General features: G+C 56.9%; 13 protein-coding genes. 8 read left to right on the top strand and 5 right to left on the bottom strand.

The genetic code is table 11. The features are described from left to right. Window positions 1-292: 292 nt before the first annotated feature. Window positions 293-1960: a sigma-54-dependent Fis family transcriptional regulator gene (locus tag H3028_RS16990; RefSeq protein ID WP_181298412.1), complete on the top strand. Its 1668-nt coding sequence runs from the start codon at window positions 293-295 to the stop codon at window positions 1958-1960. Between the two features lie 204 nt (window positions 1961-2164). On the opposite strand, the gene H3028_RS21325 is transcribed toward H3028_RS16990, so the two are convergent. Continuing rightward, window positions 2165-2416 carry a PrpR N-terminal domain-containing protein gene (locus H3028_RS21325; protein ID WP_258237832.1) on the bottom strand — a complete coding sequence of 84 codons (252 nt, stop codon included), beginning with the start codon at window positions 2414-2416 and terminating at the stop codon, window positions 2165-2167. Window positions 2417-2564: 148 nt separating this feature from the next. Further along, a complete protein-coding gene (locus H3028_RS16980; protein WP_181298411.1) occupies window positions 2565-3293 on the bottom strand; it encodes a FadR/GntR family transcriptional regulator in 729 nt (242 codons plus the stop codon). Between the two features lie 184 nt (window positions 3294-3477). Here H3028_RS16980 and H3028_RS16975 point away from each other — a divergent pair, with 184 nt between their 5' ends. From H3028_RS16975 to H3028_RS16945, 7 genes are read left to right on the top strand one after another with little or no spacing between them, the layout of a single operon-like run. After that, window positions 3478-4512, top strand: coding sequence for an asparaginase (locus tag H3028_RS16975; RefSeq protein ID WP_219920239.1), 1035 nt, complete (start codon window positions 3478-3480; stop codon window positions 4510-4512). Window positions 4513-4549: 37 nt separating this feature from the next. Further along, complete coding sequence (locus H3028_RS16970; RefSeq protein ID WP_181298410.1) at window positions 4550-5551, top strand: TRAP transporter substrate-binding protein; 1002 nt, start codon at window positions 4550-4552, stop codon at window positions 5549-5551. Then, entirely contained in the window at window positions 5526-6077 is a 552-nt protein-coding gene (locus H3028_RS16965; protein ID WP_219920237.1) for a TRAP transporter small permease, read from the top strand. Before H3028_RS16970 ends, H3028_RS16965 begins: the two co-directional genes overlap by 26 nt. A gap of 37 nt (window positions 6078-6114) precedes the next feature. After that, window positions 6115-7389 (top strand): TRAP transporter large permease, encoded by a 1275-nt coding sequence (locus tag H3028_RS16960; protein WP_181298409.1) that lies wholly within the window; start codon window positions 6115-6117, stop codon window positions 7387-7389. A 13-nt stretch (window positions 7390-7402) separates the two neighbouring features. After that, window positions 7403-8656, top strand: a complete 1254-nt coding sequence (locus tag H3028_RS16955; RefSeq protein WP_181298408.1) for a M20 family metallo-hydrolase — start codon at window positions 7403-7405, stop codon at window positions 8654-8656. A gap of 53 nt (window positions 8657-8709) precedes the next feature. Beyond that, window positions 8710-10113 carry an amidase gene (locus H3028_RS16950; RefSeq protein WP_181298407.1) on the top strand — a complete coding sequence of 468 codons (1404 nt, stop codon included), beginning with the start codon at window positions 8710-8712 and terminating at the stop codon, window positions 10111-10113. Window positions 10114-10163: 50 nt separating this feature from the next. Beyond that, on the top strand, window positions 10164-11435 hold the full coding sequence (locus H3028_RS16945) for an amidase (RefSeq protein ID WP_181298406.1): 1272 nt from the start codon (window positions 10164-10166) through the stop codon (window positions 11433-11435). 690 nt (window positions 11436-12125) lie between these two features. Here the strand turns inward: H3028_RS16945 and H3028_RS16940 are convergent. From H3028_RS16940 to H3028_RS16930, 3 genes are all read right to left on the bottom strand, one after another. Then, window positions 12126-13049, bottom strand: a complete 924-nt coding sequence (locus tag H3028_RS16940) for a DUF1259 domain-containing protein (protein WP_181298405.1) — start codon at window positions 13047-13049, stop codon at window positions 12126-12128. Between the two features lie 87 nt (window positions 13050-13136). Beyond that, entirely contained in the window at window positions 13137-14591 is a 1455-nt protein-coding gene (gene chrA / locus H3028_RS16935) for a chromate efflux transporter (protein WP_181298404.1), read from the bottom strand. Window positions 14592-14593: 2 nt separating this feature from the next. Next, window positions 14594-15523, bottom strand: coding sequence for a chromate resistance protein ChrB domain-containing protein (locus tag H3028_RS16930; RefSeq protein WP_181298403.1), 930 nt, complete (start codon window positions 15521-15523; stop codon window positions 14594-14596). Window positions 15524-15880: the final 357 nt, after the last annotated feature.

Here is a 15880-nt window from a genome sequence, read left to right as displayed (position 1 = left end):
GCGCCGTTATGTTCAGTCGGATAGCAGCAACCGTGCCAATCGTCATAACTATCTGTTTAATCAGCATTTCCTCTAATCGCCAGCGCGACAAGCAAATCTTTGCTTGGTATAAATGGGCTAATTCGATTCATAATCGACTCATCTGAGTCAGCTTTGATTTGGTGCGTTGTCGACCATTTTAGAGGCGCTGCTCCTGAAACAGGGCTCTTAGAAAGTGCGCACCGATTCATATATGAATCGCAACCACTGTCGTTAAGACGCGTCTGATCACATCAATCGCATGAGATTTCATATGTCATCTACAAGCGAGTTCGTCGCAGCCCTGGTTGATCAATTTCCGATTGGTATCCTGCAGATATCCCAGGGGGGAACCGTGTGGATAAACGGATACTTATCCTCTCGCCATACTCAGCTCAGGCTTGGTGTCGACCATTGGCAGGAACCAAAGCTGGAAGACTGGGCGCGAACAGGAATACTCAGCGATCCACTGCTGGACATGGATGGCGAGCACTATCAGTTAGCGGCCCATTCGGTGCGCGACGACAGGGCATTGGTCTTCTGGCCCGCATCAGCAGTGGCGAGGTTTTCACCGCAGGTCAAGCAGCTCGAACAGCTGTACCTGGACTTCAGGGAGATCTACCGCAATTCATTCGATGGCATCTTCATTACGGATGGCACTGGCAAGACGCTTCTAGTCAATGAGGGCTGCGAGCGGAACTACGGCATCGTAGCGGCGGACCTGGTCGGTAGGAATGTCTCGGAATTTGAAGGGGCAGGGCTTATCCGGCCCGTCATTGCACCTCGTGTGATCGAGACGCGTAAAAGGGTCACCGCGATTCAGGAAACACGAATCGGCAAGACGATCATGGTTACGGGTATCCCGCTGCTTGATGAGCAGGGCAACGTGCGGAAGGTCATTATTAATTCCCGTGATACGACGGAGCTCATCCAGCTACAGGAAGACCTTGCGCGCGCCCAGGAAAAACTGCGCCGCTATGAGCTGGAGGTAAGCCAACTCAGGATGAGCAGTCCCTCTATAGCAGGAATCATCTTGCGTAGCCCATGCATGCAGCAGGTCGGCATGCTCGCCATGAAGGTTGCCACAGTCGATACCACCGTACTGATTACCGGCGAATCCGGCGTCGGGAAGGAGGTAATGGCCCGCCTCATTCATACCGAAAGCTCACGCAGCGAAGGGCCTTTCGTGAAAATTAATTGCGGCGCAATTCCACGTGAGCTGCTGGAATCCGAGCTGTTCGGCTATGACGCGGGTGCTTTTACCGGCGCTCAACGCCAAGGCAAGATCGGGATGATTGAGGTAGCCAACCATGGCACTCTTTTCCTGGACGAAATAGGCGAACTGCCGATCGATCTGCAGGTAAAGCTGTTACAGGTGCTGCAGGATAAAACGCTGGTGCGTTTGGGCAGCACACGCTCTATTGCGGTCAACGTCCGGATAGTCGCGGCAACCAACCGGGACCTGCAGGCAATGGTCGATTCGCGCCAATTCAGAAGCGACCTTTTCTACCGGCTCAACGTAGTGCCACTTCACGTCCCGCCGTTGCGCGAGCGGCGGGAAGACATATTGCCTCTGGTGCAGCATTTTCTGGATGAGCTAAATGGGCAATACAACCTCACCAAACGCTTTTCCGAGCAGGCGCTGGCGGCGCTGCTTGACTACAGCTGGCCCGGGAACGTCCGTGAGCTTCACAATATGATCGAACGGCTGGTCGTGACCACGCCGGACTCGCTTATCCGCACCGATTATCTGCCGTCGCAGCTGTGCTTATCGCGCAATAAAAGCCAGGACGCCGCCACCGATCTTAGGGTCCGGACCGCGCGCTTCGAGCGCGAGCTGGTGATGGAAGCCGTTGAACGCTTTGGCAGCACCCGGGCGGCGGCGAAGCATCTGAAGATCAGCCAGTCTTCAGTCGTGCGCCGGATGAGGCCGGACGATTAACTCCGTTCGGAGGCGCTTGTTGGATCGTAGATCACCGAAAGGGCGCCCAGCCGAATCACCTTGTTTTTTCACCAATACCGCTGCGCAGAGCGCCCGCAACGCCAATGGCCGGGTTGAGTTCATGAGCGGACGACCGAGCGCGAGGTTCGCCGGCACGCCCAGTAATTGCTTTAGGGCGGGGTTGATCGACCAGACAAGCCGTTGTTATCCAGCGTCGCGGCCCTTGGGTATATACCGCAGCACGCCATCGAGATGGCGCAGCTTGGCGATCTCGACTCGTTGGCCATGCAGGATGCCGAGCGCTTCCTCCCGTGCCTTGCGCGCCGTGTCGGCGCTCACGGACAAGACGCCATGCAGGCCGGCTTGTTCGGCCAGTTCAACCACGGTGGATGCGCCGATTATCGTCTGGCAGCTCAACTCGCGCATCCGCTGAACCGCGTCCCGGGCATCTTCCAAGGTGGTAAGCTCTCGCCGGTCGGCTTCGCAACCTAACCCATCAGCTTATCGGCCTGGATGTGCGCAGTAGAGACTTTCAATGAGACGCTCCGGTCCGCCGCGTATCTTGTCTCTCAGGAACATTCAGTTGACCACCAACGGATGCTATTCACCGATAGGTCAGCTCCGTCTCCCAACTCTCTGAGCTTTCTTCGATAGCCGCCTGAACCGCGCTGGCATCGCGCGCCACGAAGGCTGCATAGATATTTCTATGGTCTTTGAGAGCGACGTCCGGCAACGTCTGCATGGATGTTTCGAGTGCGGCCTGTATGAGCTGCAGCAGCGTTTCGCCCACACGAATCGTCATCGGATTCTGGGTGGTATGCAGAATGGCGCGATGGAAGGCAATGTCATGATGAGAGGTCTGCTGGCCGAGAGCGATGGCTGTTTCCATGTCTTGGATGGTCTCCTCTATGCGGATGTAATCCTCGGCGGTGGCATTGGTCATGGCCTGAATTGTGTATGCCGGCTCGAATATGCGTCGAAATTCCAGAACGTCTCGGGTGACTCCTCGAGCGAGGATCATCCCAAAAGCCATAGGATCGACTAGTGGTTCACCCGGTTCACTGCGAATGACAGTGCCCCGGCCTCGCTGTACTTCCACCACACCAATTGCCTGAAGCATCTTGATGGCTTCGCGCACGCTCGATTTGCCAATGCCAAAGCTCTGTGTCAGCTCCGTCTCCGAAGGAAGGTAATCGCCTGGATTCAACTCCCCCCGGAGCAAGGCAGCTTTGATTCGCTCCAGAATCTGCAATGTAATGGAACTGCGCTCGAGAGATCCTCCAAGACTGCCCGAGCCCCGCAGGGCGCAATGTGGTTTTGGCGTCAAGCTCATTTGTCGTCTCTGCCTGTACTGGTTGTAGATGTCGGTGTCACGCGTGCGCCTGCCATGAACCGTCTCTTGCGCAATCCCGCCTTGCGTTTCACCCTCGGTTGTCTAGTCTGGCATATGACACCACACATCTGATGTCTGCTGTATCGCTTAACCGAGAGGCGACCCTGCCAACGCTGGCATAACCATGGGGTTCGAGATGACGAAACGGAAAGTCGTTGTTCTAACGACCGGGGGCACCATAGCAAGCTTGCCGGGCCAGAGCGGCTTGAACGCTTCGGGCGCCATGACCGGGGAGTCATTGCTGGAGCGTCTGGCTCTCACGACAGAGATGACGACCGATGTCCAGGTTTGTTCCGTTCTGCAAAAGCCCAGCAATGCCATCACCCTTGCCGATCTGATTGAAATCCATCGTCTTTGTGAAGCTTTGGCGCGTGATCCAGCCGTGCACGGCATCGTTATCACCCACGGAACAGACACGCTCGAAGAGACGGCGCATTTCTTGGATATCACATTATCACTCAAGACCTGTGCACTGGTTGTTACAGGTTCTCAGCGTGCGCCCCATGAACGTGGAACCGATGCGTACCGCAATATTGCAGACGCGATCAATGTGGCGGCGCACCCCCTCATGCACGGCGTTGGCGCATCGGTTGTATTCAATGAATCGATCTTTGCTGCCCGCCACGTTCGTAAAGTCAATACCTATCAGCTTCAAGGTTTCGATTCGCCGGGCTACGGCAAACTGGGCTATATCGACGGGACCCGGATACACCTGGTCCAAGCAGTTCGCAGAGCGGCTCCGTTGGCGCTTGGCGAGGCGTTGCCGCGAGTCGACATTGTGCCAGCGTATCTTGAAGCCCCCAGCACTTTGATCGACGCTTCGGTCGCTGCCGGGGCTCGCGGCCTAGTGATTGATGGGCTAGGGCGGGGCCATGTACCGCCCTGTTGGGTGGAACCAGTCGGGCGTGCCATACAGCAGGGAATTGCTGTCCTGATAGTCAGTTCCTGTTATGCGGGGCCTGTGCACCGAAGCTATGAGTTTCCCGGCAGCCTTGCGAGCCTCGAACAGCGAGGAGCGATCGCAATGACGGATCTGAGTGCGCGCAAGGCAAGACTGACCCTAGCTGTCCTGCTTTCTACCGGAGCGGCTGGCGGAGGTGTTGCCATGCGACTGGAACAGATGACGCGCATACAAGCCGCAGGGCAACCCTGCGGCTAACCGACTCGCGGAACCACAACATACGATAGGTGCTGACATGTCCAATAAGATCACCCAGTTCTCTCTAGCGATTGCCATAACCGCCGCTTCGTTCGGCATCACTCAGGCGCAAGCGGCAGAATACAACTTCACTTTCGCGCATGTTCTGATCGAAGACACGCCCAATGCCCAAGCCGCGTTACGCTTCAAGGAAGAGGTCGAAGAGAGGTCGGACGGCCGCGTCAGCATCGAAGTGCTGCCGGCTGCCCAGGTTGGTGGGGATGTCGAAATCATCGAGCAGATCCAGATGGGATTGGTCGATATTGGCATTCCGCCCACCGCCACCTTGGGAAACTTCGAGCCGCGTATGCAGATTCTCGACCTGCCGTTCTTACTATCGGATTACGACACCATGGTTAAGGTTCTGGATGGCGAGGTGGGCCGTGAAATTCTCGATACGCTCGAAGATGACAGCATGTACGGGGTTAACTTTTGGGGCGCCGGGTTCCGGCACATGACCAACAACGTGAGGCCGATTAAAACACCTGCGGACCTAAACGATATCCGTATGCGGACCATGCAGGCGCCAATCATCATCTCGACGTATGAAAATTTTGATGCCAATGCCACGGCAATGGCTTTTACCGAGGTGTACAACGGTCTGCAGCAGGGCGTGGTCGAGGGGCAGGAAAACCCACTGGCCAACATCTATACGATGCGCTTCCATGAAGTGCAAAAATACCTGTCATTGACTAATCACGCCTACCACGCTTACGCGGCAGTTATCAATAAAAGCGCTTGGGACTCCCTGCCGGAAGATCTGAAGGCGGTCATGATCAATGCGTTCAACAATGGCCGTGATACGTCTCGCGAGCTGACCAGGCAGGATGAAACCAAGATTCTTGAGCAGATCAGCAGCGAGATCGAAATCAACGAGATCACCGACGAGGCTCGGGCGGCCTTCGTCGAGGCGAGCATGCCGGTACATAAAGAGTACGAAGACATCGTAACGACCGACCTGTTGAACAAGGTCTATGACACCGCTGGCATTGAGCGCTGATTTCATGTTTGACGCGCTCAACAGGTTTATTGACCGTCTAGAGAACGTGGCGATGGTTGCATTCATGGCGATTGCTACCAGCGTCACGACGTTCCAAGTGGTTTACCGATATGGCTTCAATAACTCGTTGTCATGGGCGGAAGAAGTCGTCATCTATTCCATTGTCTGCATGAGTTTCGTAGGCGCCAGCATGGGCGTTCGTCACGGCGTGCACATCTCCGTCGACGTGCTCAATGCCTTTGTGCCCCCAGCCTTCAACCGCTGGCTGTATATCATGGCAGCGGTTCTGGGGATTGCTTTTGCTATAGCGCTGGCGTATTTCGGATTTCGGTTGTTCGGCAGCACTCTGAAGCGAAACATGCTCTCGCCGGCTCTACGCATTCCCATGGCATGGGTGTATCTACCCATCGGCCTTTCCGGGGTTCTTCTGGTCATTCGTTATTGCTGGGTAATTCGGGAAGCCTGGGTTAGGCCACCGATTAGCTTGGCCGAAGAACTTGCTTCGGAGAAAGACAAGCTGGTCTGAGCAGCACCTGCAAGGCGTCTCATAAAGAGGGAGACTCATGATAACGGCGTTGCTGCCTATCTTTTTCGCTGTGCTGCTGCTCGGCTTACCGATTTTCGCAGCGCTGGCCTTTTCAGTCATCTTGGCTATCCAGTTCTTCGGGCATACCGACCCGGTCATCGTCCCGATGCGAATGTTTTCAGGAATGAATAACTTTTCGTTGATGGCTATTCCATTCTTCATCCTGGCTGCCGAACTGATGCGAATTGGCGGGCTGTCCGAGCGGCTGATCGAACTGGCCAAAGCGCTTGTCGGTTGGGTGCCGGGTGGGCTAGGGGCGGCCACGGTTCTCTCTTGCCTGTTCTTTGGTTCCATTTCCGGTTCCAGCCCGGCAACCGTGGTAGCGATTGGCAGCATCATGTTTCCAGCCTTGGTTGCAGCCGGCTACGATAAACGTTTCGCGATCGGGCTGATCGCCACGGCCGGTACACTCGGCCCCATAGTGCCACCGAGCATCGCCTTGATTATCTATGGATCAGTGACCGGCACCTCCGTGGGCAGATTGTTCGCTGCAGGCCTCCTTCCGGCAATCCTGATTGCATCGCTGCTCATTGCCTACTGCATCCTCTACGCGACCACCAAGGGCTATGCGCGAACGCCTTTCCCCTCGTTCCGTGAGATTGCTACTGCGTTCAAATCAGCAGCCTGGGGGCTGGGGCTGCCGTTCATCCTTCTGGGTGGAATTTATAGCGGCGTGTTCACGCCGACTGAATCAGCAGCTGTCGCCTGCTGCTACGGACTTTTCGTCGGCATGGTGGTGTATCGCCGAATCAATCTCAAAACTCTGGCTGGGACGTTGAACAGCTCCGGGCTAATGTCCGCGTCATTGCTGTTGATTACTGCGGGCGCTTCGGCTTTTTCCTGGCTACTGGCAATCACCGGCGCTCCAACCCAATTGGCTAGGGAGGTCCTATCGCTGAGCGAGGATCCTGTCCAGATCATGGCTCTGTTCAACGTGGTAATGATCGTCGCAGGCTTCTTTCTCGATAGTGCCTCGGCAATCATTGTCCTTTCGCCCCTCCTGCAGCCGATCGCGGCCCAGGTCGGGGTTGATGCAACACACTTTGGTGTCATTACTCTCATCAACTTTTCCGTGGGTATGATCACGCCGCCGGTGGGGCTCAACCTGTTCGTCGCGATGGCGATTTCCAAAATGACCCTGCAGGAGGTGTTCAAGGCCTGTCTGCCGTTGATCGGACTGATGCTGCTTGCACTGATAATCATTACTTACGTGCCTTGGTTCAGTACATATCTTCCGTCGCTAATCTACTAGAAGGATTGCATGTATGAGCCGATGGCTCCTCGGTGAACACCTCGATGGGCAGCGCCTCTGGGACGATGTGCGGACAATGGCTCGCATTGGCGGGCTCGAGCCAAAGGGTATTTGTCGACTAGCTCTGGACGAACAGGATAACCAGGCGCGGTTGTGGTTGGCGGAGCAGGGCGGGGCATTGGGTTGCTCTGCCTATTACGACATGCTGGGCAATGTTTTTCTGCGCCTGGAGGGGCGAGATTCCGCTCTAGCACCGTTGCTTATCGGTAGCCATCTCGACAGCCAGCGTCGCGCCGGGGCACATGATGGTGCGCTAGGCGTGCTGGCTGGCCTGGCCGTGCTACGCACACTGCATGACCAAAATATTACTCCGCACCGTCCGGTAGAAGTGGTTGCTTGGACCAACGAGGAGGGCGCCCGCTTCGCGCCAGGCGCTTCAGGTTCTTCATGGTTTGCCGGCCAACGCCAGTATGACGAGATAGTTAATGCAATCGACGGCCAGGGAATCCGCTTCGGCGACGCTTTGACGCAATGTCTGGCGCTGCTGGGCGCCCATGGTCTCGCCTATCGACCACGGCCCTTTGTGCCCCACGCTTTTCTTGAGCTGCACATCGAGCAGGGGCCAATTCTGGAGGCGCTGGGTAAGCCGGTGGGCGTGGTCAATGGCATTCAAGGCGTGAACTGGTATCAGGTTACCGTCGAGGGGCAGGCCAACCATGCAGGGACCACGCCTCGAAACGCACGGCGCGACGCCTTCGACGGGGCGCATGAACTCATCACAGCGCTAAAGGCCGCCACGCTCGAACAGGATGATGACTTGCGCTTCACGATTGGGACATTCGCCCTCTGGCCAGATTCGGTCAATACCATTGCCCAACGGGCAACGTTCACTATCGATCTTCGTCATCCCAGTCAGGCTGTATTGAGCACCCTTGATGCTCGCTTTCATGAACTGGCTGAACAGCAGTGGAGTAGCTGTAGCGTTAGCCTCAAGGTCTCGTCGCGAGTGGCGCCGGTGATGTTCCCCGACTGCTTACTTGACGCTTTGCGTGAGAGTGCCGGTAGATACTGCCCTGACGTACCGGAACTCGTATCCGGTGCCTTTCACGATGCGATTCATCTGGTCCACGTTTGCCCGACGGCGATGCTGTTTACGCCATGCCGGGCCGGTATCAGTCATCACCCTGATGAGCATATCGAGCGCGACGATGCCACGATTGCAACGCGCGTCTTGGCGGACACGACCGAAACGCTTCTGAACTGTTAACGCGGGAGCTTTTGCTCCAATCGCCATGACGACACTCCATGAGAGGTCCATCCATGAACGAGTCCCCAATCCTTCTCCCGTTGCGTGAACAACATGCCAGGTTGCGTCAGGCCACGCTTAGCGCCACCGAGCTCGCCGAGTCGGCAATTGAGCAGTTCAGTGCTCGCGGCGAGCATGATCACGCATATCTGACCTGGAGCGGCGATGCTGCGCTCAGGGCTGCCCGAGCAACCGACGCGGTCTTGTCCGCTGGAGGCGATACGGGGCTTCTGATGGGCATGGCTGTTTCTATCAAAGATATTTTCGCAGTCCCCGGCATGCCCACCTACGCAGGTTCGGCACGGCGCCTACCTCCGCGCTGGGAGCAAGCCGGCCCCGTGGTAGCGGCCTTGCTGCGCCAGCTGCCCAGCGTGATGGGTAAGACCCACACGGTAGAGTTTGCCTTCGGAGGCTTGGGCACCAACGCTCATTGGGGCGCCCCGCGTAATCCCTGGGACGTGGTCAACCATCGAGTACCAGGCGGGTCGAGTGCCGGTGCCGGTGTCTCATTGATCAGCGGCACCGCAGCGCTGGCGTTGGGTACCGACACAGCCGGTTCAGTTCGTGTTCCAGCAGCAATGACTGGCGTGGCCGGCCTGAAAACAACCCGAGGACGTTGGTCGACGCAGCAGATCGTGCCGCTTTCCTCAACGCTGGATAGCCCCGGTTTACTGGCTCGCAGTGTCGACGACTTGGCCTTCGCCTTCTGCGCACTCGACGGCGAGCTATACGGCAAGGGGGGGCTGGTGCCTGGTGCGCCCGACCTGGCCGATTTGACGTTTGGCGTGCCGGATGCTTTTTTCTGGGAAGACTGCAGCCCCGGTGTTGCCGAAGCCGTGCAGGCTGCGATCCATCAGCTCGAAGCGGGCGGTGCCCGCATCGTTACGGTCGATCTGCCTCGCACCGAGGATGCCTATCTGCTATTCCGGCAGGGAGGTGTGGCAGCATCAGAGCTTGCAGCCTTCCTCCATGCCGAGCTACCGGACATGCTTGATGCACTAGATCCTAATGTCGCGGCCCGCATCAAGGCAGCCGACGATATCCCAGCCTGGGAATATATAAGGCGCCGCACCATGATCGACGCGCTCTCGGCAAGCGCAGTCGAACGGCTTGCCACTATCGATGCGCTATTGACGCCCACCGTAGCCATTACCCCGCCAGCTTTGGGTAGTTTGGCGCCTCAAGGCGCCTACCCGAAGGCAAACATGCTCGCGTTGCGCAACACGGTGATAGGCAATTTCATGGGCTTGTGCGGATTGACCTTGCCGGTCGGCAAGGACGCTGCCGGGATGCCGGTGGGGCTACAGGTTCTAGCTGCGCCCTGGCAGGACGCTCGCCTGTTAGCAATCGGTCAGGCGATAGAAGCCAAACTAGGCAACGCATTGACGGTACTCGGCCTACCTCCTTGCGTTAAGTAAGCCAATGCAAAGGTGCCCGAATCGGTCTGAACAGCCTGGGAGGTGGCGTGATGGAATCGCATCAAGGCATGACCATTGAAGAGTACCAGCGCCGGCTCGCCTTAGGCCAAAGTCAACTGGCCGATTGGTGGCAGGCCTGCCGTACACAAATCGCGATCCGTGAAGCGCATATCCAGGCATGGGAGTACCTTTCGGACGAGACGCCCAAGCTCGACTTGGCGATGGCTGACCATGCATCGCTCAAGGGAGTCCCCGTTGGCCTCAAGGACCTTATCGAGACACGGGACATGCCCACCTCCTGGGGAACCGGAGGTTATCTTTCAAGCGCTGGCTCCTTGGTCGACGCTCCGCTGGTGACCCTGTTGAAGCGTCAGGGAGCAGTGATACTAGGCAAAACGGTAACCACTGAACTGGCCTATTTCCAGCCCAGCAAGACGCGCAATCCGCATGATCTGTCTCGCACCCCGGGCGGGTCGTCAAGCGGGTCAGCGGCGGCAGTAGCGGCCGGTATGGTGCCTTTGGCTTTTGGCACGCAAACGGTGGGTAGCATCATCCGTCCTGCAAGTTACTGCGGCGTATTCGGTTACAAGCCCACGTTTGGCACTGTCAGCTTTGCAGGGATCAAGCCGTTTGCCCCCTCTATGGATACCTTGGGCTGGTTCGCAAACAACGTGGACGATATTTGCACCACGTTCTCTGCGCTTACTCGGTCGGCGCGTATTGAATCGAGGCATGATCTGTTGGGGGTAAGAGTTGGAATATGCAGTTTGCCGACCGACGCAAAATTAACGGCCGAGGTCCAGCAGGCGGTAAGTCAGGCACAGGCCTTGATGGAGCGGCGAGGCGCGAGTGTTGCTCCCTTGCGGCTTGATGCTGCGTTCGATGCGCTGATTGAGCATCAGCAAGCGGTATTGGCTTACGAAGCGGCTCAATCCCTGGCAGGCGAGTACCGGCAGCATGCTTACGAGATGGGAGCTAAACTGGTCGAACTTCTCGAGCAGGGAATGGGGCTTCCGTATCACCGTTATGTCACTGCCAAGCGAGAGACTGAACGGCTGCGGTGGTTATTATCTGAAGTGTTTGTGAAGGAGGTGGACGTTATTCTTGCGGCCAGTGCGCCGGGAGCGGCACCCGAAGGTCTGGAATCCACGGGTGATCCCCTTTTTTGCAGAGCCTGGACGCTGCTTGGAGTGCCCTGTCTCAATCTGCCGTTGAGTCATAACGAGCGGGGGCTTCCTGTAGGCGTCCAATTTATCGGTGATCGCTTCCGGGATGACTCGCTGCTATCGATAGCGCGAACGCTCATGGCCCCACGATATTAAGGACGGGGCAAATCAGGCCAGATGTGTTTCATACGCGGCCGGTCAATCGACCTTATTAGAAGCCACCAGTTAGCTGGCAGCGCAGGGGGCGCTCGATGAGATAGCTAACCAGACGTCTAACTGCTCAGTTCAAGGGTTCTCTGGCGATGGTGCCGGTTCCTTACCGGCCGACCGCGGTTCTAGACGCAGATGATAAGCGTGGTACGTTCGAGTTCATGATCCGAACGAGCTACGGTATAAAAAATATGGTGTTCCTGGCTGGTTCATTGACGCACCAGCGAATTCGGCTCGATCCGAGCGGTATAAGGTTTAGTCTGGAATAAACAACGCTACCCAGTGACGTATCAGCTGCGGGCAACCTTGGTCGCACCAGTTCAATGAGACGATAGGGTGCTGTTGTGCTTAGCTTTCTAACGTTCAGCACTGCTGACCTAGCCTAGTGCACAGATCGAGGCGTGCCGTGCAGCGGTGGCGAAAGATGCGGACCGAGCGTGGTGCCGAGGGTGACGTAGTCGGTGTGCAGATACTCCGTCACCGAGCGCAACGTGCTTAACACTGTGCGTCCTGCGCTGCAAACAACGGTACGCCCCCAGGAAAACCAAGGGCTCAGGGGGGGTTAGGTTGCGGCAAGTTTTCTCGCCAAAGCATTGCCAGGCTGCTTTGGCATTTAGAAATCGACGTTGTGACCCGTTAGTGCGCAGCGCCGGGTTTTTGCTGGGTGTCCAAAGCGGAACGAACGCCTCGCGCTAGTTCTTCGGGTTTGCCACTTCCCCAGTAATGCAGAAAATAATAAGGTGGCGTCTCGCCGATCATATGGTTATGAAGGGCGACGATGTGAATGCCGGCGCTGCGTAGGGCATGCATAACAGGTTGGACTTCGTCGGCAGTCATAGCGAAATCCCCGTCGACGATGGCTTGGTCCTCGCTCCCCGAGAAAGCCGCCCAGGTAGACAGTCCCATCGACTCGCCAAAGTCCGCCCCGTGCATCATGGCGCTGCGTCCAAAGGTAAATTTCAGTACCGGACCATTGAGGCTGCCCTCGGCGTCCAAAATGGTTTTCAGCGACTCGATGTCATATTGACCGGTGATTTCAAAAGCACTTCTGGAGCTACGCTCCACTGGGGTGGCGTGCTCCTTGCGCACTGCCTTGATGGCGTCCCAGATGGCTTTAACACCTAGGGCGAGCTTTTCGGCGCTCTGCTCATGACCCCCGATGTGCATGAAGTAAACGGGCGGGCGGTCGAACACGAAATGGTTGTGCAAGGCAGTGATTTCCAGGCCATGAGCGAAAGCGGCATCCATGGCAGGCGTAATTTCATCCTCGAATACCACTGTGTCTCCCATCAACATTACACCGCCATCAGGTACTGCCTTAAAGGCCGCCCAGCTGCCCAGGCCTGCCGGCGCCGGCAGCTTCACGCCATCTACCATGACGGGCACATCGTCGCGTTGCCAGCTGATCCGCACGACACCGTCCGGTTTGACCGTCACCGGTGCGTCCGTCGCTTTTCGAATTAGCTCAAGGTCCGGTCCAATGGAGCCACCAGCGATGGATATTGGCGCGACTAGGAGCGCAGATACGATGGCTAGTGCCCTAAACAGAGGGGTATTCATAACGATCCTCGATCTTTTAACTTTGATTTCATCCCGCTCGTTGGTGAACCAGATTAACAAGCCGGATATTTGACCACTTGGTGCGCGCTACATAGCCGGAGCGTCTGCGAATAGCAGGTAGTAACCAATACCTAACAGCGCGCTGACGAGAATGACCGGTAACATACCGATCTTGAAGCGCAGCATGGCAATGAATGCGCCTAACGCCAGCACAACATTGGCGATTTGAACGCTGCTCCACGTCGGCACGAGCAGTTGCATACCAAATGCTCGAACCGTATTTACCTCCCCAAAAGCGAGGTGTACTGCGAACCAGATGGCCAAATTCAGCATGACACCCACCACCGCCGCAGTCACCGCCGATAGTGCCGCGCTCACTGCCAGATTTTCTCGCAGTCTTTCCACATAGGGCGCTCCGAGGAAAATCCACAGAAAGCAGGGAACAAAGGTGACCCAGGTCGCAAGCATCGATGCAAGAATACCCGCCGTGAACGGATCGAGCGTCCCAGGCGCTCGGAAGGCGCCCATAAAACCCACAAACTGCACCACCTGGATAAGAGGGCCGGGCGTGGTCTCCGCCATGCCCAAACCATCCAGCATTTCACCTGGCGCTAGCCAGTTGTAATTCTGCACCGCCTCCTGAGCCATGTAAGCGAGGACTGAGTAGGCACCACCGAAAGTGACGACCGCCAGCTTGCTGAAGAAAAAACCGATCTGGGTGAAAACATTGTCGTTGCCTAGCGCAACCGCCAATACGATCAACGGTATGAACCACAACGGCAACCAAACGGCGAGTACGTTGAGGGCCCGCTTGCGTGTTGCTTTTGTGTGTTGCGCCCCGCCGCCATCCATCATGGTATCGATCGCCTGATCAACGTCTTCCGGGGCACTATGCCCTTTGATGACCACGAACCGCTCTGGGTCAACATGCCGTCCCAAGAGGCCGATGAAGGCAGCACTGAGGATTACCACCGGAAATGGTACAGCGAAGAAGAAGATTGCGATGAAGGCAACGGCTGCAAGCGCGTACATGTAGGCGTTTTTGAGGGCGCGCTTGCCGATTCGGATAACCGCCTGGATCACTATCGCCAGCACCGCTGCCTTGATGCCAAAAAACAGCGCCTGGACTAAGGACGCATCCTGAAAGCCTGCGTAAAGCACACTCAGCGCCAGAATGCTTAGGAACCCCGGTAGCACGAACAGGCCGCCCGCCACGAGCCCGCCTTTGACACCATGCAGCAGCCAGCCGATGTAGGTAGCCAGTTGCTGGGCCTCGGGGCCGGGCAACACCATGCAATAGTTGAGGGCATGCAGAAAGCGGTTCTCACTGACCCATCGTTTTTCGTCTACCAAAATACGATGCATAACTGCGATCTGACCGGCAGGGCCACCGAAACTCAGCATCGCGATCCGCAGCCAGACACGCAGGGCTTCCGCGAAGGAAATCTGGTGACCAAACTCGTTAATGTTGGTCCCCTCCGTTTCTTCTGTATTTCGTTTCGTACTATCAGGCGAGGAGCTCGAGCCAGGCGACGCTTGCATGGTTACTTACCCTTTGCGTAGGTTGAATAAAGGCTGTCGAAGACCATGTTGGCCGCCAGCAATAGCTGCCCATCGTCTCCATAGGTCGCGCGAAGACCCATCAATACACACTCAACCCCGGAAGCCTCTGGTGGCTGATGGCCGCCCACGTCTAGGTAGTGCACCATTTCTCCGATCCGGTGCAGAGCGGGCTGAGACAGATCAAAGCTCGCCAGCAAAGTTTCGAAGGTGACCTTTTCAGCCACGTGGGTAAACGCCGCCCCGTCGAAATCGAAACCCAGCGCGTCATCGGGGCAATCGTTCGGAGAAGCCAGCCATAGAAACCGCGCGGCCGGATCGATGAAGCGCGCAATCAACCAGGCGCTCGCCAGCCGATCCACCCAGGGGCGGCTACGTGTCGCCCAAACTCTGCCTTGGTAATCTTCACGCTTGAGAACAGGGATGGGATTCGAAGCAGGTAGCGGCTCATCAGGCGACAGGATTCGGCTGGCGTCGGTTTCCAGTTCCCTTAACGCGTTGTCGGCGTGAGCAAGAGCAGCGCCGGGGAAAAAATCAATCTGTGACAGCGTTGTAAAGCGTTTACGCAGTCTTCGAGACTCTTTCATAACGTCCATTGCCGAGTCTGGCGAGAGCCGGCTGCGTAGCTCCGCAACTGCTGAGAACAATGCTTCGTATTCTTCTGAACGATCGAACAGTGCGGAAAACCCGTCGGCCTCCGGGTCGTCGGTGGGCAGCACATGAGCGACTCCCCCAGCCTGCCGGACATCTCGGGCAATGCCTTCCAGCTTATCGACATGATCGGGGCGGGCAGGTAACAGATAGACGCCGTCGCGAAGCGAAGCTGCTCCCAACGTTTTAATAGAGCGCCAAGCCCGCATCCGAGCCGTCGCGTTTCCAGTGGGCAGAGAGAGTATTAGCAATATCCAGGACATTGTGTAGACGTTACTACGGAAATGTAACGCCTGCTACTTACATTTCCGGTCCAATTCCGAGGAGAGTCTGCCTTGGCCAGGCGCGTGCCATTCGAGAAGAGCCCCAAGATCGGAACGAAGTCGGGGATTCAGATCAAAGGGCTTGGGCATAAGCGACCACTGCGTGGCTACAGCTTGGACGGCCGAGGTACATTTGGATGCCGGCAGCTAAACCACACATCATCACCTGTCGTTTGAATGCCTCGGCCTGTCGAGAACGTGCTGCGGTGCTTTGCTCATTTTGTCGCATCCGCTACGAGCCCTAATATCCTCCTCCTTCTGCTGGACCGCCCGGTTTGAGCGGACAAACAACATTTC

This window comes from Pseudomonas sp. Q2-TVG4-2 (genome assembly GCF_013620795.1).
Lineage (GTDB): Bacteria > Pseudomonadota > Gammaproteobacteria > Pseudomonadales > Pseudomonadaceae > Stutzerimonas.
This window is presented reverse-complemented; position numbering and strand designations above follow the sequence as displayed.